Source organism: Paraburkholderia sp. RL17-337-BIB-A (assembly GCF_046025895.1).
GTDB classification, from domain to species: domain Bacteria; phylum Pseudomonadota; class Gammaproteobacteria; order Burkholderiales; family Burkholderiaceae; genus Paraburkholderia; species Paraburkholderia fungorum_C.
Genome location: NZ_JARESY010000003.1, coordinates 953,915 through 980,590 on the forward strand (window position 1 = coordinate 953,915; position 26,676 = coordinate 980,590).

At 59.7% G+C, this 26,676-nt stretch carries 24 protein-coding genes and 2 pseudogenes; 21 read left to right on the top strand and 5 right to left on the bottom strand.

The annotated features are described in order from the left end of the window. Positions 1-18 precede the first annotated feature (18 nt). Positions 19-981, bottom strand: coding sequence for a YVTN family beta-propeller repeat protein (locus P0D84_RS42555; RefSeq protein ID WP_408348669.1), 963 nt, complete (start codon positions 979-981; stop codon positions 19-21). Positions 982-1,008: 27 nt separating this feature from the next. Beyond that, positions 1,009-1,206: a heavy-metal-associated domain-containing protein gene (locus tag P0D84_RS42560; RefSeq protein ID WP_408348672.1), complete on the bottom strand. Its 198-nt coding sequence runs from the start codon at positions 1,204-1,206 to the stop codon at positions 1,009-1,011. A gap of 697 nt (positions 1,207-1,903) precedes the next feature. Here P0D84_RS42560 and P0D84_RS42565 point away from each other — a divergent pair. The 16 genes and pseudogenes from P0D84_RS42565 (at position 1,904) to P0D84_RS42640 (ending at position 20,231) form a co-directional block, all read left to right on the top strand. Beyond that, positions 1,904-2,206 (top strand): hypothetical protein, encoded by a 303-nt coding sequence (locus P0D84_RS42565; RefSeq protein ID WP_408348675.1) that lies wholly within the window; start codon positions 1,904-1,906, stop codon positions 2,204-2,206. Beyond that, complete coding sequence (locus P0D84_RS42570; protein ID WP_408348677.1) at positions 2,203-3,648, top strand: TolC family protein; 1,446 nt, start codon at positions 2,203-2,205, stop codon at positions 3,646-3,648. The genes P0D84_RS42565 and P0D84_RS42570 overlap by 4 nt, the downstream gene beginning before the upstream one ends. Before the next feature lies 1 nt (position 3,649). Beyond that, entirely contained in the window at positions 3,650-4,945 is a 1,296-nt protein-coding gene (locus tag P0D84_RS42575) for a multicopper oxidase domain-containing protein (protein WP_408126987.1), read from the top strand. A gap of 58 nt (positions 4,946-5,003) precedes the next feature. Continuing rightward, complete coding sequence (locus tag P0D84_RS42580; protein WP_408238550.1) at positions 5,004-5,351, top strand: copper-binding protein; 348 nt, start codon at positions 5,004-5,006, stop codon at positions 5,349-5,351. A 67-nt stretch (positions 5,352-5,418) separates the two neighbouring features. After that, positions 5,419-5,793 carry a copper homeostasis periplasmic binding protein CopC gene (gene copC, locus P0D84_RS42585; protein ID WP_408348679.1) on the top strand — a complete coding sequence of 125 codons (375 nt, stop codon included), beginning with the start codon at positions 5,419-5,421 and terminating at the stop codon, positions 5,791-5,793. Beyond that, complete coding sequence (locus P0D84_RS42590; RefSeq protein ID WP_408238468.1) at positions 5,793-6,731, top strand: CopD family protein; 939 nt, start codon at positions 5,793-5,795, stop codon at positions 6,729-6,731. Before copC ends, P0D84_RS42590 begins: the two co-directional genes overlap by 1 nt. Before the next feature lie 369 nt (positions 6,732-7,100). Beyond that, a pseudogene (gene cueR, locus P0D84_RS42595) lies at positions 7,101-7,475 on the top strand (Cu(I)-responsive transcriptional regulator); the annotation flags it as partial. Positions 7,476-7,591: 116 nt separating this feature from the next. Beyond that, positions 7,592-7,789: a heavy-metal-associated domain-containing protein gene (locus P0D84_RS42600; RefSeq protein WP_408238471.1), complete on the top strand. Its 198-nt coding sequence runs from the start codon at positions 7,592-7,594 to the stop codon at positions 7,787-7,789. 47 nt (positions 7,790-7,836) lie between these two features. Next, positions 7,837-10,330 (top strand): annotated as a pseudogene (locus P0D84_RS42605) (heavy metal translocating P-type ATPase). 249 nt (positions 10,331-10,579) lie between these two features. Continuing rightward, positions 10,580-10,942, top strand: a complete 363-nt coding sequence (locus P0D84_RS42610; RefSeq protein WP_408348682.1) for a hypothetical protein — start codon at positions 10,580-10,582, stop codon at positions 10,940-10,942. 92 nt (positions 10,943-11,034) lie between these two features. After that, positions 11,035-12,327 (top strand): TolC family protein, encoded by a 1,293-nt coding sequence (locus P0D84_RS42615; RefSeq protein ID WP_408348685.1) that lies wholly within the window; start codon positions 11,035-11,037, stop codon positions 12,325-12,327. A gap of 11 nt (positions 12,328-12,338) precedes the next feature. Then, positions 12,339-13,865 carry an efflux RND transporter periplasmic adaptor subunit gene (locus tag P0D84_RS42620; protein WP_408348688.1) on the top strand — a complete coding sequence of 509 codons (1,527 nt, stop codon included), beginning with the start codon at positions 12,339-12,341 and terminating at the stop codon, positions 13,863-13,865. After that, positions 13,862-17,068 (top strand): efflux RND transporter permease subunit, encoded by a 3,207-nt coding sequence (locus tag P0D84_RS42625; protein ID WP_408348691.1) that lies wholly within the window; start codon positions 13,862-13,864, stop codon positions 17,066-17,068. The genes P0D84_RS42620 and P0D84_RS42625 overlap by 4 nt, the downstream gene beginning before the upstream one ends. After that, positions 17,065-17,412 carry a copper-binding protein gene (locus P0D84_RS42630; protein WP_408348694.1) on the top strand — a complete coding sequence of 116 codons (348 nt, stop codon included), beginning with the start codon at positions 17,065-17,067 and terminating at the stop codon, positions 17,410-17,412. Before P0D84_RS42625 ends, P0D84_RS42630 begins: the two co-directional genes overlap by 4 nt. Before the next feature lie 99 nt (positions 17,413-17,511). Then, a complete protein-coding gene (gene dsbD, locus P0D84_RS42635) occupies positions 17,512-19,359 on the top strand; it encodes a protein-disulfide reductase DsbD (protein WP_408348697.1) in 1,848 nt (615 codons plus the stop codon). Positions 19,360-19,916: 557 nt separating this feature from the next. Then, on the top strand, positions 19,917-20,231 hold the full coding sequence (locus P0D84_RS42640; RefSeq protein WP_408285512.1) for a hypothetical protein: 315 nt from the start codon (positions 19,917-19,919) through the stop codon (positions 20,229-20,231). Positions 20,232-20,351: 120 nt separating this feature from the next. Here P0D84_RS42640 and P0D84_RS42645 read toward each other — a convergent pair whose 3' ends face one another. Further along, positions 20,352-21,722: an IS30 family transposase gene (locus tag P0D84_RS42645; RefSeq protein WP_408344547.1), complete on the bottom strand. Its 1,371-nt coding sequence runs from the start codon at positions 21,720-21,722 to the stop codon at positions 20,352-20,354. A 337-nt stretch (positions 21,723-22,059) separates the two neighbouring features. Here P0D84_RS42645 and P0D84_RS42650 point away from each other — a divergent pair, with 337 nt between their 5' ends. Genes P0D84_RS42650 through P0D84_RS42660 form a run of 3 tightly spaced genes read left to right on the top strand, consistent with a single transcriptional unit; the run spans position 22,060 to position 23,171 of the window. Beyond that, positions 22,060-22,215, top strand: coding sequence for a hypothetical protein (locus P0D84_RS42650; RefSeq protein WP_408348700.1), 156 nt, complete (start codon positions 22,060-22,062; stop codon positions 22,213-22,215). A gap of 28 nt (positions 22,216-22,243) precedes the next feature. Beyond that, the gene (locus P0D84_RS42655; protein WP_408348703.1) at positions 22,244-22,810 is read left to right on the top strand and encodes a PCYCGC motif-containing (lipo)protein; all 567 of its coding nucleotides are present in this window, start codon (positions 22,244-22,246) and stop codon (positions 22,808-22,810) included. 43 nt (positions 22,811-22,853) lie between these two features. Then, on the top strand, positions 22,854-23,171 hold the full coding sequence (locus P0D84_RS42660) for a P-II family nitrogen regulator (RefSeq protein WP_408348706.1): 318 nt from the start codon (positions 22,854-22,856) through the stop codon (positions 23,169-23,171). A gap of 1,067 nt (positions 23,172-24,238) precedes the next feature. Here P0D84_RS42660 and P0D84_RS42665 read toward each other — a convergent pair. Continuing rightward, positions 24,239-24,721, bottom strand: a complete 483-nt coding sequence (locus tag P0D84_RS42665) for a hypothetical protein (RefSeq protein ID WP_408348709.1) — start codon at positions 24,719-24,721, stop codon at positions 24,239-24,241. A gap of 393 nt (positions 24,722-25,114) precedes the next feature. Here P0D84_RS42665 and P0D84_RS42670 point away from each other — a divergent pair, with 393 nt between their 5' ends. Then, the gene (locus tag P0D84_RS42670; protein ID WP_408349800.1) at positions 25,115-25,309 is read left to right on the top strand and encodes a hypothetical protein; all 195 of its coding nucleotides are present in this window, start codon (positions 25,115-25,117) and stop codon (positions 25,307-25,309) included. Positions 25,310-25,373: 64 nt separating this feature from the next. Next, positions 25,374-26,069, top strand: a complete 696-nt coding sequence (locus P0D84_RS42675; RefSeq protein WP_408349803.1) for a VIT1/CCC1 transporter family protein — start codon at positions 25,374-25,376, stop codon at positions 26,067-26,069. A gap of 135 nt (positions 26,070-26,204) precedes the next feature. On the opposite strand, the gene P0D84_RS42680 is transcribed toward P0D84_RS42675, so the two are convergent. Next, positions 26,205-26,522 (bottom strand): phosphatase PAP2 family protein, encoded by a 318-nt coding sequence (locus P0D84_RS42680; protein ID WP_408348712.1) that lies wholly within the window; start codon positions 26,520-26,522, stop codon positions 26,205-26,207. Positions 26,523-26,676: the final 154 nt, after the last annotated feature.

Consider the following 26,676-nt stretch of genomic DNA (forward strand, 5'->3'; position numbering starts at 1 on the left):
CCTCCTGCGTGGAAGCTCCTATATGAGCGGCGCGCGGTTATAGAAGTAGATACCGTGGGGCGATTTTCCGACCTTGATGGTGTTAACGAGCTTGTGGGTTTTCATATCGATGACGCCGACGTAGCGGGTGAACCGGAAGGTCACCCACAGGTATCGTTTGTCGGGCGTCAGTTCCATGTCATCCGGACCAGCAAGCAAACCGTTGATGGTGCCCACATTGGTCAGCGTGTTCTGGTCGAGAATGCTGATAGTGCTGCCGACCCGGTTCGACACCAGAATGTGCTGTCCGTCGACGAACGACCGGAAGTTGTGCGCACCCTTGTCGGTATGGATGGTCTTCACGATTTTGCGCGCCCGCCAGTCGATGACTGCGACGTAGTCCGCGCCGGTCATGCCAATCAACAGGTATTTGTCCCCCGGCGTGAGCCAGAGACCGGCGGGCGACTTGCCGACGGGCATTTTCCAGAGCACGGTTTGGGTTGCCAAGTCAATCGCCGCGACCTCGCCTGAGACCTGCAGCGTGACGAAAACAATCTTGCTGTCAGCAGAGAAAATCATGTGGCTCGGCATCGCAGCCAGCGGCACGCGCTTGGCGAGCGCGAAGTTTTTTCCGTCGTAGTGGTAGATGTCGACCCGGTCAAGGCGCAAGCCGTTCGTGACGAACCATTTACGGTCGTAGGAGAATCCGAGTTGATATGGGTCCTCGATGCCTTGAAGCCAGCGCTGGACTTTCCCCGTTTTGGGGTCGAGAAAGACGAGATTGTTGGCAACCGAGTTCGCCACAATCAACGACTGATTGTCGGGCGTCGCCATGAGGTGATGGGGTTCCTTGCCGACAGCAATCGTGTCGACGACTTTCTGCGTCGCCTCGTCAATCAGGCTTACGCTGGCGTCGGCTGAATTCAGCACGATAACGTTTTCAGCGTGCGCCGGAAGCTGAAACCCCAAGGCGAACAGTAACGCACAAATCGGGAGCCGCATTTCGTCTACCTCCGTGGGACGGCGTCGTCAGCCTTTGACCGTGGGATGGAATCCTGCCTCTTCGATGACCGCGACCAGTCGGTCCGATGGCAGCGCCGAATCGATTTTCACGACTTTGGTGGTGACATCGATGTCCAGTTTGGCTGCCGGGTCAACACTGTTGACCGCGCGCGTGATTGAGTTTGCGCACCCGCCGCATGACATATCTTTGACTTCGAACTCCATTTTCTACTCCATTAGCAAATCGGAATCTCAAGCTTGAACCTTCCCATGGCGGGAAGGTCAAGTACCGCGACGCGCCTGCTCGCGAGTCGTCGTCGCAGGTCAGAGGCGGGGCAGGAAAACAGAGGGTGAAATCGCCCAAGCGCGGTTACACACTGACGCGGTCTCTGTCTTACAGCCTTCGTGAACTGCGTGCTAGACTTCCGGACCATGTCCTATTGGCGCAAACTCTTCGTCGTCGTGCTGCTAATACTGAGCCTTCCGGTTCAGTCGTTCGCGGCCATCTCCATGAAATGCGGGTCGTCGCATTTCGGGAGTGAAGTCGCGTCTGCGCACCATGAAGACGCTGATGAGTCGCTCCCGCACCATCACACGCATGATGTGACAGTGGCTGGGAGCGACCATGACAGCCATCCCCATGGCGGCGATGTGCACCATGCACATTCGTGCTCGACATGCGCATCCTGCTGTTTCGGCGGCGCCTTGCCGGGCGCCCCCACGGTAGTGACATCCGCCGACGCTGTTCATTTTGCTCTTCTGATTCCCCGCTCAGACCGCATCGCGTCGTTCCTGACCGGCGGCATCGAACGTCCTCCCCGAATCTCCCTCGTCTAGTCCTTCTGTCGCGGCCGTAGCCGCGATGCGAAATTTCGACCTGATGGCCTGTCGGCTATCCAGGTGACTTACGACGAGAAAATCCATGCGAATGTTTATCGCGGCGCTAGCCGGGGCGGCGGCATTGTTGCCAACGCTCGTGCACGCCACTACTGCACTTCCTGACCCGACGGATGCGGCTGCATCGGTTCCGACGGTTAGCGTGCCGTCCGTCTTTGCGGACTATCAACCATACCGGGACCAGAAAGCGCCCAGCTGGCAGGAGCTCAACCGGGCAGTAACGACCTCGCCCGGAAAGCCGGGGATGAGCCACAGCCAGATGCCTTCCGGCGGCGCCGGTGCCAAGAGTAACGACCCCACCTCTCATCAAGAGGAGTCGGCCAAATGATGCGGCATTTCTTTTCGTGCGGCCGCGTCGTCGCTGCGGCCACCGCACTAGCGTTTCTTGCCGGCTGTACGACCTTTTCAAAGGACGGCGGCTTTAACACCGTTTCGACGACCGCATCGGAGCGTCTTGGGAAGGACGCCTTGCTGATGAAGACCGACGAGGACCGCGAGGCGGTTGCAAAGCGGACGCAGGAACTTCTTTCAAAGCCGCTCAGCATGGACGACACCGTGCAGATTGCCTTGCTGAACAATCGGGGACTGCAGGCTTCATACGGGGAACTCGGCATCTCCGAGGCCGACCTGGTACAGGCCGGACGCCTGCCTAATCCGGGATTCACGTTCAGTCGCGCGCATGGGAACGACTCCCTGAGCATCAATAGAACCTTTACGCTCAGCTTGCTGAATGTCCTGACGATGCCGCTCGCGACGCGCATTGAGAGCCGCCGCTTTGAACAGACCAAGCTGCTGACTGCAGATGCGATGCTCAAGGTCGCGGCCGACGCCCGCCGGGCCTATGTCAACGCGGTTGCAGCCCAGCAGTCGGCCGCGTACGCCGCGCAGGTAAAAGATTCCGGCGAGGCCGGTGCCGAACTCGCGCTGCGGACGCAGCAGGCGGGTGATTTCAGCAAGCTCGACTACGCGCGCGAGCAGGCGTTCTATGCAGATGCCGTGGCGCAACTAGCGAAGACGCGACAGCAGTCTGTCGCCGCTCGGGAGAAGCTGACCCGCACGATGGGCCTGTGGGGAGCGGGCACGCAGTACAAGCTGCCCGACCGTCTGCCGGACCTGCCCAAGGACCGTCCAGAGCTGAAGGACCTTGAGAGCTTCGCGATGCAGAACCGGCTGGACATCCAGGCGGCGAAGCTGCAGACGCAGAGCGTCGCATCGTCATTGGGTCTGAGCAAAGCGACGCGTTTTATCAACGCGCTGGATGTCGGATATCAGAACAATTTCACGACGTCCGACGGCCACGAACAGGGCTACGAAATCAGCGTCGAGATTCCCATCTTTAACTGGGGCGGTTCGAAGGTTGCACGCGCCGAAGCAATTTACATGCAGTCGGTCAACCGCGTCGCCGAGACCGCGATTAACGCACGGTCCGAAGTTCGCGAGTCGTACTCGGCCTACGTGACCGACTACGACGTCGCGAAGCACTACCGCGACGAGGTCGTACCAATCCGCAAGACCATTTCCGACGAACTCATGCTTCGCTACAACGGCATGCTCGCGAGCGTGTTCGAACTGCTCGCTGATTCGCGCGACCAGGTCGGCGCGGTGAACGGCTATATCGACGCGCTGAAGGACTACTGGCTTGCGGAGACCGACTTGCAGCAGGCAGTCGGTGGTCGTCTCCCCCCGCTCGCGATGGCCTCAGCGTCATCCGCACCCACGACGCAACCCACGACGCAACCGGCGTCGTCTACAGATTCCGAAGGTAAATGAAATGGTGTCACGTCGAGATTTTATTGGTGGCTCCGGGGCGGCGCTGCTGGGAGCAGCACTGGTCAGCAAGGCTGGCGCTGCGTCGCTGCCTGAGGCGCCCACGATGGCCAAGCCCACGATGCAACCGCCGCTCACGCCTCCAAATGGCCGTCCCTATACGCCCGTTGCAACGCTGAATGGCTGGTCGCTGCCCTGGCGAATGAAGAACGGCTGGAAGGAATTCCACCTGACTGCGGAGCCCGTGGTACGTGAAATGGCACCCGGCATGAACGCGAATCTCTGGGGCTACAACGGCCAGACGCCGGGGCCGACCATCGAGGCAGTGGAAGGCGACAAGGTCCGCATCTTCGTGACCAACAAGCTGCCGGAGCACACCACCGTTCACTGGCACGGGATGCTGTTGCCATCGGGCATGGATGGCGTCGGCGGCTTGACGCAACCGCATATCCCACCGGGCAAGACTTTCGTCTACGAATTCGAGCTCGAGAGGCACGGCACCTTCATGTATCACCCGCACGCGGACGAGATGGTGCAGATGGCGATGGGAATGATGGGCACGTTCATCGTTCATCCGAAAGACCCCGGCGTCATGCAGGTCGACCGCGACTTCGTGTTCATCATGTCGGCGTATGACATCGACCCGGGCAGTTTCACGCCGCGCGTCAATGAGATGACCGACTTCAACATGTGGACGTGGAATGCGCGGGTGTTTCCCGGTATCGACCCGTTGCCCATCCGTGCTGGCGACCGCGTGCGTATCCGCTTCGGCAATCTCACGATGACCAACCACCCCATCCATCTGCACGGTTACTCCTTCGAAATAGCCGGCACGGACGGTGGGTGGATTCCGAAGGGCGCGCGCTGGCCGGAGGTCACATCCGACGTCGCGGTCGGCCAGATGCGCGCCATCGAATTCACGGCGAACCGGCCCGGCGACTGGGCGTTTCACTGCCACAAGTCGCACCACACGATGAACGCGATGGGACACCAGGTACCGAATTTCATCGGCGTGCCGCAGAAGGACCTTGCCAAACGCATCAACAAGCTGGTGCCAGATTACATGGCAATGGGCAGCACGGGTGGCGCGATGGGCGAGATGGAGATGCCGCTGCCCGATAACACGCTGCCGATGATGACCGGCACCGGCCCCTTTGGCCCGCTGGAGATGGGCGGCATGTTTAGCGTCGTGAAGGTTCGCGAGGGACTGGGGCGCAACGACTACCGCGACCCGGGCTGGTTCAAACACCCCAAAGGAACGGTCGCCTACGAATACACCGGTGAGCTACCGGAGAGCTGATTTTTGTCTGGCCGGCATGCAGCCGGCCCAACTTTTGTTTAACGCAGGGGAAAGAGTGATGAAGAACGTATTTGCATTGATTGCAGTTAGCTGCGCATTGGCAATCTCCGCATCGGCCTATGCGGCCGGCGACACGGGCAACATGGACATGAGCAGCAGCAGTGCCAAACCGGCCGGTGAAAACGCCGCCATGTCGCATGGGGAAATCAGGAAGGTCGATGCTGCAGCCGGGAAGCTGACCATCAAAGCCGGCCCGATAGAGAATCTGGGCATGGAAGCCATGACGATGGTGTTCAAGGTGAAGGACCCGGCAATGATTTCGCAGGTCAAGGTCGGCGACAAGATTGATTTCGTGGCCGAAGAAGTGAACGGCGTCGCGACGGTAACCAAGCTGCAGAAGCCGTAATGGTGCACGGGGTGTTGCCATTAAAAGCAGGCAACACCTACTTTGACTATTCAGGATGCGCAAGAACATGAAAACATTCACTCGCAAGCACTTGATGGGACTAGCTACGACAGCCGTCATCGCATTCATGCCGGCTGCTGCGTTCGCGCACGGCAAGCTCGAAAGCGCCGTCCCGGCCTCCGGTGCCACGGTCGACGCGGCACCGGACACGTTGCGACTCACGTTCAACGAGGACCTGGAGTCCGCCTTCAGCACCGTGAAAGTGACCGACGCAAACGGCACCGCTGTTAGCAAGGAAAAGGCCAAGGTCGATGCCGCGAATCCGCGCGTGTTGACCATTGCTGTCCCGAAGCTGTCGCCGGGTTCCTATTCCGTGCAGTGGGCCGTCATGACACATGATTCCCACAAGACGAAGGGCGCATACGGCTTTCGGGTGAAGTGATGAACGACGGTCTCCTTGGCATCCTGCGGCTCGCGTCAGTCGCTCTTCAGAACCTCGGCTTTGCAGTTGTTGTCGGCGTGCTGCTCAGTGACCGGTGGCTCGCGCGCCGACCCTCACCGTGGCAGACAGGCGTGAGCCGACGGCTGCTTCGCGCTCTACGTATTGCGTCGGTCGGCGCACTGATGTCCAGCGCGTTTGCATTCTGGATTCATTGCGCGTTGATGAGCGACTCCACGCTGCTGGAGGCGGGGCCTGCAATCCGCTCGATGCTGGTGGCGACCGATTTTGGTCATGCCTGGTCGGTTGGCGAGGGACTGATGCTGTGCGTGGTCATCCTTTCGTTCATGCAGACGGGCAAGTCGATTCGATTTCCGCTAGCCATCTGGTTGGCCGTGGCTGGTGTCGCCCTCGCTCGAAGCAATGGGGGCCATCCGGTCGATGCTGGCCTTTTCAGCCTGCCTGTATGGGCGGACTGGATACACCTGCTCGCCATCAGCACGTGGGTGGGCCTTGTGCTGGTTGCGACTTACGTTGTGATGCCGCGTTTGTTCGAAGCGAAGAGAACCGAGCTTGTGAACAGTGGTGCGTTCGTTCAGTCGCTCTCGGACGCTGCCACGTTCGCGCTGATTTTGCTGTTTGCTACCGGTGCGTACAACGGGTGGCGCGGCGTCAATTCGGCGGGCAACCTGGTCGGTTCGCTTTATGGACAGATTTTGCTTCTGAAACTTGCGCTGGTGCTCGTTGCCGCCGCGCTCGGCGGGCACAATCGCTTCTTTCAGATGCCCGGCCTATTGGCGTCTTTGACAAATGCGTCATCGACATCGCCGGTACGCCACCTCAAACGCTTCGCCGCTGTCCTGCATGTCGAGTCGCTGGTCCTGGCGGGTGTGCTGGTCGCTGCTGCCGTGCTTGTCTCCAGCCCGCTGCCGGACGCCTAGTAGCCAGTTCGGCAGCGTTTGTTTCTTACGTCCACGCAGATGGTCACCGCCGCAGGGTCAATTGAGGGCTCAGCCAGCCTCGATTGACTCCCCAGGCAAAGGCCATCTTTTACAGGACCCGAACGCATGTTCGGGTCCTTTTTTTATGGCTCCAAGCCTTGTCATCGAAGCAACAGATTCACGTCAAGGCAGCATTCGCCGCCAGCGGCGCGAGCTACGGCGGCCCACATGTAATGCATGAACCCCATCAGGAACCGCTTGCACTAGCCACCGCCTGCAGGGGTGGCGCACACGCTTGACCTTCCCATCATAGGAAGGTCCACAGTAAAAAATGTGCGGCGTACGGACCGTGCTCTACAGGGGCTCAATATGAACATTGGTGAAGCGGCGAAGGCGTCCGGCGTATCGGCCAAGATGATTCGCCACTATGAGGAAACCAGACTGATTCGGCCGGCGAAGCGCACGCAGTCCAACTACCGCGTGTATTCGCCCAGCGATGTGCAAATACTTCGGTTCATTAAGCAAGCGCGCCGACTCGGTTTTTCGATGAACCAAATCACCGTTTTGCTCGGGCTGTGGCAGGACGGCCGGCCGAGTAGCGAGGTCAAACGCCTGGCCATGGGGCATATCGGAGAGCTGGAGCTGCGTATCCGTGAACTCGTTGAAATGAAAGAGACCCTCGAGAACCTGGCGAAGCACTGCAGAGGCGATTCTCAACCTGAATGCCCAATCCTGAATGACCTGACTGCAACGTCATTGACCCAGCGCGGTCATGAGACGGGGGACTGCGGCCGCGCGCTTGACCTTCCAATAGGGGGAGGGCCAATGCTGGATTCATTCAGCCTGAACGGAGAGAAAAAATGGAATTTGAAGTGAAAGACATGACGTGCGGTCACTGCGCGGGCCTCATCACGAAAGCGGTAAAAGACGCGGACCAATCCGCGATGGTCCACGTATACCTTGACCAAAAGCGGGTGAAGGTTGTGTCTGAGACGTCGCCCGATGAGTTTCTGCATGCCATCTCCGAGGCGGGTTACAGCCCGATTTTGAAAGATTGACTCGCGCCCGAGCCGCCCTTGGCTCGGTTGTGATTATCGATGAGGTGATGAAAATGGAAGCGACAGTGCCGCAGGCCGGCGGTAGAAAGCCGGCCAAAGAATGGACTTTGCCCGTGGAAGGAATGACTTGCGCGTCTTGCGTGAGCCGGGTTGAAAAAGCGATTTTAAAAGTGCCGGGCGTCGAACGGGCGACCGTGAATATCGCCACCGAGCGCGCGAACGTAACGACGGACTCATCCGTCGTGGCGGATGCGCTTGTTGAGGCAGTGAAACGCGCAGGCTACGAAGTTCCACAGTCGTCGACCTCGCTTAACGTGGGCGGCATGACATGCGCATCCTGCGTTTCGCGCGTCGAAAAGGCGCTGCTCCGGGTAGCCGGCGTGACTGACGCCGTCGTGAACCTCGCAACAGAGACCGCAACGGTGCGCGGCTTTGCAGTTAGAGAGGACGCGCTCGTCGCCGCCGTCTCGAAAGCGGGCTATGAGGCATCATTGCACACCGACGAAGCGAAGCAAGCGCCGTTGCCCCGGCGAGACAGCGAGATGCTGGCAGTTTTCAGTCTGCGCGCTGCTCACGCTGCCGCTGGCCGTGCCAATGGCCGCCCAGTGGTTCAGTCTGCACGTGATGCTGCCACCGTCCGTTCAACTCGTGCTCGCGACAATCGTGCAGTTTGCCTTCGGCGGGCGGTTCTACAAGGCTGCATACAGGGCGGTTCTGGCGAGAGCCGGCAACATGGATTTGCTGGTTGCGCTCGGGACTTCCGCTGCGTACGGGCTGAGCGTGTATGAAATGATGGCTCACCCTGGCGAAATGGGGCACCTGTACTTCGAGTCGGCCGCCATCGTCATTACGCTGGTGCGTTTCGGCAAATGGCTGGAAGTGCGTGCGAAACGTAAGACGGCCGAGGCCATACGCGCGCTGAATGCTCTGCGGCCTGAAACGGCGCGCGTGCGCGCAAACGGCGAAGAAAAGGACATTCCACTGTCCCAGGTAAGAGTCGACGACAGCGTGGTGGTTCGTCCTGGCGAGCGAATTCCGGTCGACGGCGTGATTCTGGAAGGCCAAAGCGATATTGACGAGTCGCTCATCACGGGAGAGAGCTTGCCGGTGTCCAAGGGCGCTGGCGACGCGGTCGTCACCGGCTCAATCGTGGCGCATGGCTACCTTGTTGTGCGGACGACGGCCGTCGGCGCGGACACGATGTTGTCGCGCATTATTCGGCTGGTCGAGTCCGCACAGGCCGAGAAGGCGCCGATTCAGCGTTTGGTGGACAAGGTCAGCGCGGTATTTGTGCCGGCTATATTGGGCATTGCATTGCTGACCTTCTTCGGCTGGCTCGCTGTGGGTGGAAGTGCCGAAATCGCAGTGCTGAACGCGGTCGCGGTACTTGTCATTGCCTGTCCCTGTTCGCTCGGTCTTGCGACCCCTACCGCGATTATGGCAGGCACCGGCGTGGCGGCCCAGCACGGCATACTCATCAAGGATGCCGAAGCCCTGGAACTGGCCCATAGGATGAACGTGGTCGCGTTCGATAAAACGGGCACGTTGACCGAAGGCAAACCCAGTCTCGTCATATTCGAGCCGGCGCATGTGTCACGAAACGAGGCGCTGCGGCTTGCTGCGTCGGTTCAGCAGGCGAGCGAACACCCACTGGCCCGTGCGGTCGTCGCGGAAGCGCAACGCGAAGGAACCGCACCGAGCAGCGTCGCAGACGTCACAGCGCTGCCCGGTCACGGCATTGAAGCTACCGTGGACGAGCGGCAACTCGTCATTGGCAGTGACCGGTGGCTGGGCGGCCGTGCTGTCGAGGTGCCGAGCGAACTGCAGCAAGCGGCCGAAGAAGCGCAGGCCTCGGGTTTGACCGTGTCATGGTTGATTGAAATCAAACCCGAGTCCCGCGTGCTCGCCTTGATGGCCTTCGGCGACGCCATAAAGGACACCGCGCGTCATGCTATCGGAGCGCTCTCAGAGATGGGCGTGCGCACGGTCCTGCTTACCGGTGATAACTGGGGTAGCGCGCAGCGCGTGGCAAAGGAACTGGGCATCGACGAAGTGCATGCAGAATTGCTGCCCGAGGACAAAGCAAACACCGTCGCCGCGTTGCGTAAGGCTGGCGCGGTTGTCGGTATGGTCGGTGACGGGATAAACGATGCGCCCGCGCTGGCAGCGGCTGACGTTGGCATTGCAATGTCAACAGGCACGGATGTCGCGATGCATGCAGCAGGCGTGACGCTGATGCGTGGCGACCCGTCGTTGGTGGCCGACGCGATTGACATCTCACGCAAGACGTATCGGAAGATTCGGCAAAACCTCTTTTGGGCGTTCGTCTATAACGTCGTCGGCGTGCCTCTGGCGGCTTCTGGTGTGCTCAGTCCCGTCGTGGCGGGAGCCGCGATGGCCTTCAGCAGCGTGAGTGTTGTCAGCAACGCATTGTTGTTGCGCACGTGGAAACCGAAGGCAGGCAGGTCGGCGTCAGGCACTGTTGACATTGGCGCCGTTCAGGAAGAAAAAGCACGCGGTGCCTTAGCCACACCTCACTGAGCGGCGGCCTTAAGCGGGAAAGTATGCATGGTCGGGCGCCGGAAGTGCGTGGTAGGGACTGGTTCCGCGAACCAGTCCCTACCACGTGCGCGCATTTCCGTTGAGTCCTTTCGCTGGCGGGTCAATCGCCGGCGGCAGGTGCTGCGCCCCGCCACCATAATCGTCAGTCGGTGCCGGCGCTGTGCGCGAGCGACACTAGCTACACATTCGCGGGTACATGGATAAAACGGCTCCGCTATAATCACAGCCATGAAATTTCTTCGGACATTGCTGCTCCTGTTGCTTTGCGCCGCGCTGCCCATCAGTGGGCTGGCGGCCAGCGGCTTGACCGGAGAATGTCCAATGCAGATGCCCATGTCCGCTGACGAAGGCAGTGCCATGTCTTCGGACATGCCCGGCTGCGAGACGATGAAATCATCGCAACCGGAAAAAGCCAAGGGGTTCTTCTGCAAGGCAACGGCGCAATGCCAGCTCGGCAGCCTGTATCACCCTGTCTCCGCTGCCGAGGTAACCCGTCCCGCCGGGCTGTCCAGCCCCGTCGTATTCCACTACGCACTGTCGCTCACCGTCCGTGAACCGGCCGGTCTCTGGCGACCTCCTCGCGCCATCTAATCCCTTGCTGACAGGTTCACCGCATTCGCGGTGAGGTCGTCCTGCGTCCAGGACGTGGATTCCCTGTGGGAGTCCGCCGTTGGGGTTAGAACATGCCTTTAACTATTGGCACGCCGTCATGCCGGCGTGCACCACTGCGCGCGCGTTCGCTTTTTGCCGCGCTGATTCTCGCAAGCGCCGCAGCGTACTCTCAGGAGGCACCCGTTACGCTTGATGCGGCGCTCCAGGCTGCGACTGACCGTTCGGCTTCGATGCAGGCGGCACAGGCGTCCGTCAGTGCCAGTTCAGAAGCTGCCGTCAAGGCGGGGCAGTTGCCCAACCCGATGCTCGCGGCGGGCATCGACAATCTGCCAATCAATGGCCCACAGGCGTTCACGATTGGCCAGAACATCCTGACGATGCGCCGTATCGGCATCGAGCAGGAATGGGTCTCACCGGAAAAACGCCGGCTTCGTTCCGCGCTGGCAAACCAGGTTGTCGATAAGGAGCGCGCGGGATTTCTAGCGCAACTTGTCAATGTGCGCCAGCAAACTGCGACGGCATGGCTGAACGCAGCCTATGCAAAAAAGGCTGTGTCACTGCAGCAAGAACTGGTCGGACACATGACGCACGAGCTCGCGGCCACACAAGCCTCCTATCGGGGTGCAAAAGCATCTGCAAGCGACGTCGTGCAAGCCCAACTCATGCTGGCGCAAACGCAGGACCAGCTCCTGAAGGCCCAGCAGACTTTACAAACAGCGCTCATCAGCCTGTCGCGCTGGACGGCCGGTGCGGTCACAGACGTTGCCGGCGAACCGCCGGCGCCGCAATCCGTTGTGGCCTCGCTTCCGCCCGACCAGCTCCGTGAAGTCGAGCCCGCACTCATGACCGCGACGGCTGACATGAGAGTGGCGGACGCCGATACCGCTGTCGCCAACAGCAACCGCAATACGGACTGGACCTGGAACGTCTCTTATCTGCAGGGGGGCGGCTCCTCGAGGTTTGTGTCGGTGGGCGTCAGTATTCCGTTGCCGATTAACCGGAAGAACGTCGAGGACCGGGACGCCGCCGAAAAAGCACAGCTTGGCACCAAGGCGCGACTGATGTACGAGGATGCGCAGCGTCAGGTCGAAGCGGATATCCGTACGCAGTCAGCCACGCTCGCGAGCGGTCGCGAGCGCATTACCAATCTCACCTACTCCCTGCTTCCGGCTGCGGACCAGCGCGTGCAACTGGCGGCTGCCGCATACAGGGCAGGCACGGGCTCGCTGGCCGATACCTTCGCTGCCAGGCGTGCGCAGCTCGACGCCGAACTTCAGGTGCTCGACCTGCAGCGCGATGTGTCGCAAACCTGGGCCCAACTGGAATACCAGGTCGTGCCCGCTTCGACGTCCGTGAGTCAGTGAAGGAGAACAACATGCAGAAGAAACAACTGGCACGCGCGGCCATATTGGTGTTTGCCGCAGCGGCATTGCTGGGTGCCGGCTATGTCGCCGGTACGCATCGTTCAACGATGGGCGGCGAGAGCGCTGCTGCGGCAACATCCTCCAGCGACAGAACCGACCCGAAGACTGGCCGGAAGGTGCTGTACTGGCACGACCCGATGGTGCCGAACCAGCATTTCGACAAGCCCGGCAAGTCACCTTTCATGAACATGCAGCTTGAGCCGGTCTACGCCGATGAAGGTGGTTCGAACGGCATCAAGATTGACGCGGGGTTGCAGCAGAACCTGGGCATTCGCTACGCGACCGTGCGTCGGCAGGAAAAAACTGAAGGATTCGACGCGGTGGGTACAACGCAGTTCGATGAATCAAAAGCCGATGTCGTGCAGTCGCGGGTGACCGGCTACATTGACCATCTTTACGCCAGTGCCCCGATGCAACGCGTCACGAAAGGCGCGCCGATTGCGTCGCTGTTCGTTCCAGACTGGCTCGCGCCGCAGGAAGAATATCTGGCGCTGAAGCGTGGCGGCATGGACGACGGCATGCTTGCGGCATCACGCGCGCGCATGCGGGCGATGTCGATTCCAGACGGCGTGATTGCCAGTCTCGACCGCACCGGCAAGGCGCAGACGCACATCACGCTATCCGCACCGGAAACCGGCGTGCTGACCGAACTGAACGTTCGCGATGGTGCGATGGTGTCGCCCGGCCAGACGCTCGCAAAGGTCTCCGGGCTCGACAGGCTGTGGCTCGTGGTCGAGGTGCCCGAAGCGCTGGCGCTTCAGGTCCGACCGGGCATGAGCGTGGAGGCCGTGTTTGCCGGTGACCCTGCCCAACATTTCACGGGACACATCCGTGAAATCCTGCCAGGCATCAGCACGAGTAGCCGTACGCTTCAGGCTCGCCTCGAAATCGATAACGCGGACTTCAGGTTGACGCCGGGGATGTTGATGCGGGCCCGCGTCGGCGCGGCAAAAAAGGTATCGCGGTTGCTGGTTCCCTCGGAAGCCGTCATCACGACGGGTAAGCGGTCGGTGGTCATCGTCAAGAACCCAGACGGCAGGTTACAACCTGTCTCGGTCACCGTTGGCAACGATGCCGGCGACGACACCGAAGTGGCCAACGGCCTGACCGAGGGCCAGCAGGTCGTCGCATCCGGCCAGTTCCTGATTGACTCGGAGGCGAGTCTGAAATCTGTTCTGCCGAAGCTCGAAGCGACCGCACCGACCGGCGCGAGCGCGTCGCCTCCAGCACCTGCCGCAGCAGCACCGCAGACCTACGACACCACAGGTGAGGTCGAACAGGTAACGGCCGGGGACATCACGTTTTCACATCAACCCGTTCCAGCGCTGGGCTGGGGCGCAATGACCATGTCGTTCGGCAAACCGTCGCCGACGGCGTTTCCGGACGTGAAGCCTGGCCAGACCGTGCATTTTGTCTTCACGCAGTCGGGTGATGGATACCAGTTGACCAAGGTCGAGCCGGTCGGAGGCGCCAAATGATTGCGCGTCTTATCAGGTGGTCTATCCACAACCGCTTCCTGGTGCTGCTCGCGACCGTGCTCGTTACGGCGTGGGGCGTCTATTCGGTCACGCAGACGCCGCTCGATGCGCTGCCTGACCTGTCTGATACACAGGTCATCATCAAGGCGTCGTATCCGGGCAAGGCGCCGCAGGTCGTCGAGGACCAGGTGACCTATCCGCTGACGACGACGCTGCTTGGTGTGCCCGGTGCGAAAACCATTCGCGCGTATTCGTCGTTCGGCGATGCGTTCGTCTACGTGCTGTTCGACGACAAAACCGACCAGTATTGGGCGCGCTCGCGCGTGCTCGAATACTTGAATCAGGTACAAAACCGACTGCCACAGGGGGCGACCGTTTCGCTCGGACCGGATGCAACTGGCGTGGGTTGGGTGTACGAATATGCACTCGTCGACAGGACCGGACAACACGACCTCGGACAACTGCGCGCGCTCAATGACTGGTTCCTGAAGTTCGAACTGAAGTCAGTGCCTGACGTGTCCGAGGTCGCGAGCATCGGCGGCATGGTGCGCCAGTACCAGGTTGTGCTCGACCCGGACAAACTGCGCGCCTACGGCATCACGCAGGCGGCGGTGGCCGACGCGCTCGGCAAAGCGAACCAGGAATCAGGTGGGTCGGTGGTTGAAATGGCTGAGTCGGAGTACATGGTCCGTTCGTCTGGCTACCTGCACACACTCGACGACTTTCGCAACGTCGTATTGCGAACGAACGATGTCGGTACGCCGGTTCTGCTCGGTGATGTAGCCCGGATTCAAATCGGACCCGAGATGCGGCGCGGCATCGCTGAGCTGAACGGCCAGGGCGAGGTCGCGGGCGGTGTCATCGTCATGCGCTCCGGCAAGAATGCGCTGACGACTATCGACGCGGTGAAGGCGAAACTGGCTGACCTGAAGCGTTCACTGCCGGCCGGAGTCGAGGTTGTGACGACCTATGACCGCTCACAGCTCATCGAACGTGCGGTGGACAACCTGAAGGACAAACTTATCGAGGAGTTCATCATCGTTGGGCTGGTCTGCGCGGTGTTCCTGTTTCACCTGCGCAGTGCGTTTGTCGCCATTCTGTCGCTCCCGCTCGGTGTGCTGGCCGCATTCATCGTGATGCGCTATCAGGGTGTCAACGCGAACCTGATGTCGCTGGGAGGCATCGCAATCGCCATCGGGGCGATGATTGACGCGGCCATCGTGATGATTGAGAACGCTCACAAGCATCTCGAAGCGTACGACCACGAGCATCCGGGCGAACAAATCACGACGGCACAGCGCTGGGAACTCATCGCGACATCTGCTGCGGAGGTGGGACCGGCGCTGTTCTTCTCGCTTCTCATCATCACGCTGTCGTTTATCCCAGTGTTCTCGCTCGAGGGGCAGGAGGGGAAGCTGTTCTCTCCGTTGGCTTTCACCAAGACCTACACCATTGCCGCTGCTGCCGGCCTGTCGGTAACTCTGGTGCCGATATTGATGGGCTACCTCATCCGGGGCCGCATTCCGCACGAAAACGCGAACCCCATCAATCGCGTGCTGATTCGACTGTACCGGCCGTTGCTGGAGGCCACGCTGCGGCGACCGTGGGTTGCCATTGGTCTGGCGGTGGTCGCGCTGGCCGCTTCCGTGATTCCGCTTTCCCAGCTCGGCGGCGAATTCATGCCACCACTCGATGAAGGCGACCTGCTGTATATGCCGACAGCGCTTCCGGGCATTTCGGCCGAGAAGGCGAGCGAACTGTTGCAGCAGACTGACCGGCTCATCAAGACGGTCCCAGAGGTGGAGACCGTCTTCGGCAAATCCGGGCGGGCCGACACCGCTACGGACCCGGCACCGCTCGAAATGTTCGAGACCACGATTCAGTTCAAGCCGCGTAGCCAGTGGCGACCCGGCATGACGCCAGAGAAGCTGGTCGATGAACTGGAACGGACCGTCAAGGTGCCGGGGCTGTCGAATGTGTGGGTGCCGCCCATCCGTAATCGTCTGGACATGCTGTCTACCGGCATCAAGACGCCAGTCGGCGTCAAGATTTCAGGCAGCGACCTTACGCAAATCGACAGAATTGCGGCACACGTCGAAACAGCCGTCAAGAATGTGCCAGGCGTCACTTCTGCACTGGCCGAGCGCCTGAACGGAGGTCGGTACATAGACATCGACATCGACCGGCAGGCGGCTGCACGTTACGGGCTTTCCGTCGGCGACATCCAGGCTGTCATTTCTTCGGCCGTCGGCGGGGAAAACGTCGGCGAGGTGATTGCTGGCCGGGAGCGGTTTCCCATCAATATTCGCTATCCACGCGAAATCCGGGATTCGCTCGAGAAGCTGCGTCAGCTACCGGTCGTCACAGACCGTGGCGCGCAAATCCAACTCGGTGATGTTGCGCACATCACGATTGCCGATGGCCCACCGATGATTCGCAGCGAAAATGCGCGGCTCTCCGGCTACGTCTATGTCGATATCCGCAATACGGACCTGCAGTCAGCGGTCGAAGCAATGCAGCGCGCTGTTGCGGAGAAGGTGACGCTTCCGCCGGGTTATTCGATTGCGTGGTCCGGCCAGTTCGAATATCTCGAGCGTGCAGCGGCGAAACTGCGCACGGTCATTCCCGTAACGCTCGTTGTTATCTTCGTGCTGCTCTTCCTGACCTTCAACTCTGCGGCCGATGCTCTCCTGCTGATGTCGACGGTGCCTTTCGCTCTGGTCGGCGGGTTCTGGCTCATCTGGATTCTGGGTCATGCGGTGTCGGTCGCAACCGCAGTCGGATTTATCGCACTCGCAGGTGTCGCGGCCGAGTTCGGTGTCGTGATGCTGCTCTATCTGAAGGGTGCGCTCAATCGCCGGCTGGAGGATGGTGAACCGCTAACCGAGGCGCTTCTGTTCGATGCAATTCGCGAAGGCGCCGTGTTACGCGTGCGACCGAAAGCGATGACGGTTGCTGTCGTGCTGGCTGGTCTCATCCCCATCATGGTCGGACACGGCGCTGGTTCGGAAGTCATGCAGCGCATCGCCGCACCGATGGTGGGCGGCATGGTCACTGCGCCAATCCTTTCGATGTTCGTTATCCCCGCCGCCTGGTTCCTGTTGCAGCGCCGCCGTGCGCGCAAGCAGGCAGGTGCAGGGCTCCCCCACGCAGTACCCTCCGGCATGAAAGTGCCATCTACTCAAACTGGAGAAGTTCAATGAAGAAGTTGATTGTTGCATCTGTTGCTCTTGCAGCCATCGTTGCTGCGCCCGCGTTCGCTGGTGATGACATGGCCGGCATGAACATGTCCAAACCGTCGGCTTCGAAGATGTCATCGAACACCGCGCTCACCGATGCAGAGGTCAAAAAGGTGGATGCTGAGACCGGCATGGTCACGCTGAAGCACGGCGCGTTGGAGACCGTCGGGATGCCGCCGATGACGATGGCGTTCAAGGCGAAGGACGCCGCGATGGTCAAGCAGGTTCACGAGGGCGACAAGGTCAAGGTCCGCGTCGAAAACGTCAACGGCACCCTCACCATCGTGAAACTGCAAAAGCAGTCATGATGGGGCGCTGACACAGCACTCGCAGGCTCGCCGCGTGACGGCGGGCATGCGGTCGCACGTCTGCGCTCACATCTTGTGAGTAGAGGCACTGCAATGCGAATGACATCATCCGACCTACGGCAGCGAATTTGCCGTCAGACAGACGCAGCGAAGCGCGCGTTGCGCATCGCGCTTGGCTTGCTGTTCGTTTTCATGTCTCTGGCCGCTTACGCGGTGAGCGAATCCGACCTGCTACCCGTCAACGAAGCCTTCCCATTGACGGTTAGCGTCAGCGGTCCACAACAGGTAACGCTCGACTTCGGCACGAAGCCTGGCTACTACCTGTACCAGGAACGCTTCAGCTTCGCGGTGGATGGTGTGCCCGTTAAGCCGGACCAGATGCCGCCCGCAGAATCGAAAAACGACCCGACATTCGGCATGGTCCAGGTCTATCACCGGCCTGTGCAGATTCGCGTTCCGTTGCCCCGCGCCATCACGGCGAGCATCGTGCTGTCCGTCACCTCGCAGGGGTGTGCTGACCTCGGCGTCTGCTACCCGCCGCTAACCCGAAGCTACCGGATAGCTGCTAGCGGCGTCGTCACGTCCACTGCGAACGAAGGGAATGCAACGACCGGTGCGACCGAGTTTCCAGTTGTCGGCGAAAATCGGGGCGTCACTGTTTTCGGCCTGAATCTGCGACCGGCGAATGGTCTTGGCGTTCCTGAGCTGTTGGGCTTCCTGCTTGCCGGCCTGTTGATGGCGGGCACGGTGTGTATGTATCCCCTCATTCCGATTGTGACCGCCGTTATCGGCCGAGGTCAGGAACGGCCAACCGTGTGGCGCGGCTTCGCGTTGTCGATGGCTTATGTGCAGGGACTCGCGGTTACCTATGCAGTCGCCGGCACCATTGCAGCACTCATCGGCATCCCATTGGTGGCTGTAACGCAAAAGCCCTGGGTGCTGGCCGCCTTTGGTTTGCTCATGGTCGTCCTCGCGCTCGGCATGTTCGGTCTGTTCAGACTGCAGTTGCCAACGGGCTGGCAGACCAGGCTTACCGGGTGGAGCAATCGCCTGCCCGGCGGCCGGATTGTCCCAGTGTTCGTGATGGGCATGCTCTCCGCACTGATTGTCGGCCCATGCTCGACACCCGCGCTGGCGGGTGCGCTGCTGTATATCGCCAACAGTCGCGATGTCGTCGGCGGAGCGCTGGCCTTGTACGTGATGGGCATCGGAATAGGGATTCCGCTACTGCTCGTCGGCACGTTCGGCGCGCACGTGCTACCGAGGTCCGGTCACTGGATGATTGCCGTTCAGAATACGTTGGGCGTCATGCTGCTTGCAGCAGCATTGTGGTTCGTCTATTCGCTACTGCCGGATTGGCTGCTGATGGCATTGGTCGCTTTGCTGCTAGCCGTTTGCGCCATGATGTTGCGCGCCATCGACCCGCTACCGCCGAACGCACAAGGTGTGCTTCGCGTGGGCAAAGCAATTGGCGTACTGCTGCTGGTCGCCGCCATTGCCGAACTGGTCGGCGTTGCATCGGGAAATTTTGACGTTCTTCAACCATTGCATGGTGTTAGGCGGGGGGCACAGACTGAGACGGTCCGTGCAGCGCGGTTTGAACCGATACGGTCGACCGCCGAACTCGACCGGGCGCTTGAATCGGCACGCGGCCAACCCGTAATGGTGGATTTCTATGCTGACTGGTGCATCAGTTGCAAGGAACTCGAGCGATTTACCTTTACCGATGCGCGCGTGGTGAGCGAGTTCGCGCATTGGAAGCTGCTGCGTATTGATGTGACGAAGAACACTCCCGAAGACGCTGGGATGTTGAGGCGCTTTGGCCTTTTCGGACCACCGGCGCTCATTTTTTACGACCGCAATGGCCATCAGCAGGTCGACGCGCAGCTGGTCGGGTTTGTGGGTGCTGACGCGTTCCTCGCGCATCTGAAGCGTTGGGGCCAGTGACCTACCGGCTAGCGCGCGAGTCATCCTGTCCTTTGGCGATGCCCCGTGGACCACCTATACTGAAATGATGAAATTCTGGGCAAAACTTGTCGCCTGTCTGCTTATCGCGTGGCTGCCGCTTCTTGGTTACCCCGCGCAGGTAGCGCTTTGCCCGGAGATGTCGTCGTCGACAATGCAGTCGCAGATGAAGGCGCCGCACACACCGGGCATGGTGGCGTGTGCACAAGATGCGAGAGCCCACGTAACGGGTTCTCAGCCCGCATGTCACGGCAGCCTGAGCGGTCTCGCCTGCGGCATGGCGGTTATACCTACGACGCACAAGACGGCAGTCGTGACTTCCTCGCCCGTCTACCGGGCCACCAACCTCATTCTCATACCGCAGTTCATCCCCGAACTGCCCGCGCCTCCGCCTCGCTCCCTGTAGTTCCCTCGTCGACGAGTCTCGAACGGCCCCGCGTCGTTGCGCACGCACACGTGTCGCGAACGCGGAGAGCGTCGGCTCGCGCCTCGAGAACTGCTTTCTCAGTGACACGATTTAACCGAATCCGGAGATATATATGAACGCGAAATCACTACTGACTGCTGCCCTGTTGACACTCTCGTTGGGTACGGGCGCTGTGGCCATGGCTGCCAGTGGGACCGGCAACGACGCGAGTCACCCACCGCAAACGCGAGAACACGGCTCCAACATGATGGGCGGCATGGGAATGGGAGGAATGGGCGGCGGCATGATGGGTGGCTGTCCGATGATGGGCGGCAATATGGGTATGGACCCGAAGACCGCGATGCGCATGCACGGGGAAATGATGAAGGCGATGGGCGACATCATGCTCAAGTACTCCGACCAGGCCGGTACGTCACCATCGAAGTGACGTGGATTTCTTCCCGACACTACTACCCAATCCAGTTCCAGAAAGGAAGCAATCATGAAGTGCAACACAAAGACGATGGTGACGACCTTAGGTTCAAGGAGTCGTTGCAACACTTGTTTTTTAAGCTGTGGATAGTAACTCTTCAAGCGCTTCAGCGGGCGTCTTCCACTGAAGGGCTTTGCGCGGTCGGGCGTTGAGTGTGTTGGCGACCGCATCGAGTTCGCGTTCAGAATATCGACTGATGTCGGTGCCTTTGGGGAAGTACTGTCGCAACAGGCCGTTGGTGTTTTCGTCAGTTCCACGCTGCCACGGGCTTCGCGGATCGCAGAAGTAGATTGCCAAACCCGTGTCGATTTGTAGCTGCGCATGCTGGGCCATTTCCGCGCCCTGATCCCAAGTTAGCGACTTGCGTAAATGCTCGGGCAGCATCGCGATCTTCGCGGCAATGGCATTGCGAACAGCCTCGGCGCCGTGGCCAGCTAACGCCGGCCCGTTCTTCACCCGAGCGCCAGAATTGTGGCCCGGCATGGGCGGTAGGTGCAGCAGCATTGTGAATCGGGTCGTACGTTCAACCAAAGTGCCAATTGCAGAGCTGTTCAGGCCGATGATCAGATCTCCTTCCCAATGCCCAGGTACAGCACGGTCGGCAACCTCGGCCGGGCGCTCACTGATCAGCACCTCGGAGGTGATGAAGCTTTTTCCTCGCTGCTGCGTTCTGGCCCGTGGCACGCGCAGTGCCCGGCCGGTACGCAGACACGCAGAGAGTTCGCGTCGCAATGCACCACGGCCCTGAATGTAGAGTGCTTGATAGATGGCTTCGTGTGAGATCTGCATAGACTCATCATCGGGGAAATCAAGTCGCAACCGGCGGCTGATCTGCTCCGGACTCCAGCAAGTGCCCCAACGCCGGTCGGCCCGACGACCATGCCGTCTTCCCTTCCACGGTACGTTGGGTCCCGGTATCGGCCGGCCCTTCTCATCGGTAACCGCATTCGCCAGTCGGTCCTGCACATAAGCCCGTAATCGCTCGTTCTCGGCGAGCTTGCTGGTCTTGGGCCGCCTTGCCGCTCGCTCGGCTTTCCACTGCGCGACCGTCGCCCGATAGGTCAGCGTACCGCCACGGGTCGCGGCATTGCGGCACAGTTCGCGTGAGATGGTCGAGGGCGAACGACCAAGCCGCCGTGCGATCTCGCAAACCCCGCAGTCCTGCGCCCGAAGCAAGGCAAGCTCCTCACGCTCCGAGAACGATAAATAGCGACCCGAGCGCGGCGCCAAATCTATCGGCGGCATGCCTCCAGCCTGGCGAAACCATCGCGGGCCCAAGGGCTGCGACACGCCGCACGCCAACGCGGCGGCATCACTCTCCATTCCCTCGGCAATGCAGTTCCAGAATGCTTGTTTCGTCTCTAACTGATTGACACCTGGCCTGCCCGGTGAAGACATCGATGCCCGCCCCGTCTGTTGCGCAGCCCAACCTCGTGGTCGTCCCATTTAACACCTCCAATCTCGAGATGTTGCAACGACCGATTGAATTCGCCGACTGCACTTGCGCTCGCGCTTGTTATCGCCCTTGGATATTGGGCGCTGCCTCAGTTCAGAGGCGCTCTCGCCCCATTCATCCTGGTGGCCTGCATGCTGGTATGTCCGCTCTCGATGCTGCTCATGATGCGGGCTACGAAGTCCAGTACCGACAAGCAGGACGTGCAGAGTGAAGCGGTGACAGGTCCCAAATCGTGACCTGATTCATCAGGCCACGATTAAGTCACGCGGGGCAGCGCGATATCGCTGCTCGTCATGCTGCTCCGCGACTGATGCGAAGGAGAAAATCATGTTGGACAACGCTCGAATGCTCAACGTCGTCATTGTCATTTTCGCCGTCATTGGCCTCTTCGCTGTGCTCGGTATCGTCGGCATGGCTGTGATGCACGTAAGCATGATGCACGGCATGCGTTCTTGCAGTGAGGCGATGCATCTCTGGCGATAGCGCTGGCCTGTGAAAAAGGAGAGTTGCAATGAAAAATTGGATACACAAAGAAGATGGGCGTCAGGCGCGCGGGGCGCATTCCCCGGTACTCACCTTGCCGAGGTGGTGTCTCGTGGCGCTCCTGGTCGCGCTGATTCTTGCGGTACCTGCGGTGGTTGTTCTGGGGCCGTTCTTTGCACGGCACCCGGTACTCAGTTCCGCGACCGGGAAAACGGGTCTGCAAGAGCAGGGACATTCGGAATCTGTGTGGCATGTGGGGATGTTGCGTCCCGATGGGTTGCGCATCATTCCCAGTGGCCGGTCGGATGCGTCACACGTCCTGAACCCGAATCAGTTTACTGATAAGGACGTAAGACATTCGTACTGGGTTGCAACGCAGATTCCAGCGACGCTCAACAAGCTCTATTGCTGGTGCGGTTGTAAAAATCGCGGCGTACACCGCTCCAATCTTCAATGCTTCGAAGACCAGATGGCGGTGACATGCGCGGTTTGCCAGGGCACGGCAGAGATAGCCTGGCAGATGACAAAAGCTGGCGTTCAGGATGCAGGCAAGATTCAAGCTGCCGTGGATGCGAAGTGGGCACCAAACGGATAGCAGAAGACGGTTTCGCTAACACTCAACCGCTGAGGAGGACGACATGGAACTGAAATGCGTTGTTGCCATCGTCAGGCTCGATGTAGTGGAAGTACTGGAACGAACGTTGGGCGCTATTCACATCCATGGTGTGACCGTTACCAGAGTGCGAGGATTCGGCGTGCATCCGAATCACTTTGCTGACGATTGGACGACGGAGCACGTCAAGATTGAAATCTTTGCGCAGGAAGAAAACGTCGATGCTCTCGTAAAGACCATCATGGATATCGCACATGTCGGCGCGATTGGAGACGGGGTCGTAGCGGTCATTCCAGTGGAGAAATTCTTCCGCGTTCGCAGTCAGGCCGAAGCAATACCTTGATTCCAAAGCGAGGGAGCCACCGCAGAAGGCCGGGTTTGTTGCGCCCTTCAGGGCACGCTTGACCCTTGTACTTCAGAAAGTCCAACGGAAAGAGACATATTTCAGGCTGACAGCCGCTCCCTTCTCAAACCCAGCGCGAAATGGAGCGAAGGCCTTCGAGGTTGTCCAACTGCAAGCCGGTTTGAATCTATGCCGTCAGCAATTGCGTCGGCTTCTCTCCGGGCAATTTCCCCTTGTATGGGGTCGCTGTAAAAAATAATTTTCTCGAGAATCCTTTTGACGACCTGAGAGATTTTCTGAAATGCCTGGCCCGCAGCCAAATTATGGCTTCTCACGTCACATATACTTTTGGCAGCTCACCTTGTCGGTGAGTTGCCGCATGGCTGGTCGGACATCAACGACAGCGGTCATGGGACAACCGGTACTGTGGGATAGTCTTGAGACACCGGACAGGGTGGCGAAGTTAGCGCCCTGAGGCGAACGGCTGACGGGCGACGCTGGCTCCGAGGGGCATCTCACGATGCTTTGGAACGTGTCTGAAGGCCTCGCTCAGGATAAGGCGGGGCTCAACTTCACCAAGGGGCATTCACAAAAAACGAAGTATGTAGGCTAGAGAGGATGCTCAACCTAAAGACGAATCCTGAGGAACGTGTTCTAGCGTTTGAAGACATAGCAAGCCCGCCAGGCTGGAGGAGCACCCGGAACTTGGATGAGACTTTTATTCACACCGACTGAAGCTTTACCGTGACACCATCCCGCGGGGCGGCTTCGCGATTCTGCGCAGATGAGCGGACCGCATCTGCCGGTCCGGTTTGAAAGTGTCTGGGCAGGCTTACAGCAGCCAGCAGGAGAAGCGAGCAGCTAAACACGTTGGAAGCTGCGCCGCGTCCTTAAAGGACACGGCGCGTTTCATCTGCCAGTTCGATACGAAACCGTCCAAGTCGAACGCTCAGCAGCGGTGAAGATAAAACGGGTAGGTGAGTTCAGAGTGCGTCGCCATACTCGTTCGACGCTCCGGGGAAAACTTTGCCGCAATCAGACCGCGTTTTTCGGCCGCGCCGTGACTTTTAGAGCGGACTCCAACCCTTCGCTGCTTCCTTCGACTCGACCTGCAATTTTTTGACTACTTCTTTGTAGTCCTCGCCCTTGAGATTGGCAACAAGGTAGCCAATACGTTTCGCGCCTTTGGCCGTCACGATGAATGGCACATCTCCCAGCCCCCACACTCTGTCGTTTCTTGAATTCAGCGCCTGTTCGGCCGCTTTCGACGCTGGCTTAAGATAGCCGCGTTCCACAAGGCCAAGGATGCCCCCTTCCGTGAAGATGTCACACTCACGGGAATCAAATGTCCTGGGACGGAACAGCCGGTTGCTGAGTGCTTGGCTATTGTAGATTCGGTCGAGGCACATCGTCCCCAGCACGAAGGCCTCCATCGGTGGAAGTGTTTTCGCTGCCTCAACTCCCGAATATAGGTCTACTTTCTCCGTGAAATAAAGGCTCATCATCATTTGCATGAAATGCTGGCTCGGGTCCGTCAACTTCTTAGGCATCTAGGTAGGTCTCTCGTAATTCAAATCAAAAAATGTTCGATAACAAATCATTCTGTGTTTACGACCGACCGCTCTTTTTCTTGAGCCCTCACGGCCGCCCGGCGTCAGGAGCGAGCACTAGCGGCTCCTCACGTTCGTTGGCCAAGGCAAATCAATGGCAACCGTGGACGAATATGCTTCTGAGAAAAACAGATGGCATACCCACCTTGCGTTACGCTGCGTTTCGCCTCCGACTTCATTACAGTCATCCTCAAGTCGGCGGCAGGTCACGGTTGGGTTGACCGGAAACAAAAGTCCGCTCCAGTAGCTATATAGGTATCCACACGGCGCCGAATCATCGGCCAAGTTCGAGCTATACGATAGGCGAGCAGATTTTCGCCCGCTTTTTTTCTACTGAGCTTTACCTGCAAGTCGGCCTCCTTCCAACTTCGAGGGTGGAAGAAGATGACCGACCACCGACGCCACCAGGTGATTAACGACCGGGTGCGGCGACAGGCCAAGCTGCAGCGTGAATCGCCAGGTTCGTCGGCGCCGGCAGACAATGCCATGGACTGCAAGCTCTCCGATGTCGCCATCGCAGCTAGATAACCTAGGCCCCCCGCGCATCTACCATCATGAGATAGTGCATCAACATTTCCAACGGGGAGGAACTATGCCTGTGCGACATAAGGAACAGCACCGTCTCGAATCCATTAGCTGGTTGCGTGCCGCTGTACTGGGCGCCAATGACGGCATTGTCTCGACGGCGAGCCTCGTTGCCGGTGTAGCCTCCGCGCACACTACTCACGGAAGCGTTGTGCTCACGGCCGTGGCCGGCCTGGTTGCTGGGGCCATGTCAATGGCAACGGGGGAATACGTATCTGTTTCCTCGCAGGCAGATACTGAAAAGGCAGCCTTGGTCCAGGAGCAGGCCGAACTCGATGCCGACTTCTCACGCGAGCATCGGGAATTGACTGCAATCTACGTGCGTCGTGGTCTTGATTTGCCGCTTGCCAGGCAGGTTGCCGAAAAGCTGATGGCGCACGACGCACTGGGTGCTCATGCGGGTGATGAACTGGGCATTTCGGAGGTCACTTCTGCCCGACCTCTTCAAGCCGCACTGGCTTCTGCCTGCAGCTTTGCGGTTGGTGCCGCGTTGCCGGTTATCGTTGCCGCCCTCGCACCCGCATCGGTGCTGCTACCGGCCATCGTCGTTTCTGCTCTGGTTTCGCTGGCCGTGCTGGGCGGCCTGGCCGCGAAAGCTGGCGGGGCGAAAATTGGCCCCGGCGTCATCCGCGTGGTCTTCTGGAGCGCTTTAGCCATGGGCGTGTCCTCAGGCGTCGGCGCCTTGTTTGGAGCGGAAGCCTGAAGCGCCAGACGCCGTCCGAAGCGATACGTCCGGGACAACGCTACCGAAAGACAGTCGGAAAACGCTAAAACTGCTTACAAATCTTGACGGCGTTATATCCCGGCAGTTTCGGCCAGCAAGAGGGTTGCCAACACGCTACCTGTGGGCGTAGAGGGTCATGTCCACACCGTGTTGCATGATGTGCACCGTCGCACTGATGACAAAGGTGACGAAGGACGCCACGCCGAGGGAAGAAGCGTCCTTTTCGTTTTCATCCCCTGCACGATGCAGCACGGCTGCCGTTGCTATCCATGCCACACCGAAGCTGATTCCGGCGAGCACGTCGGAAAACCAGTGCACGCCCAAATAAAGGCGTGAGAACGAAATCTGGAGAATGAACAGTGCCGTGGCAGTCGCAATACGTAGCCGTGCGGCATTGCCCCACGCGCGCAACGAAAAACGCCAGAAAGCCATAAGTGACGACGCTCAGCGTTGCATGATTGCTGGGAAAGGAAAATCCCTGTAAGCCCTCATACATCGATGACGGTCGCGCACGGCGCATGACAAACTTTAGTGCTATCACGAAGACCTGTGCAAACACGACCGCCAGAATCCAGTAAGTAGCGCT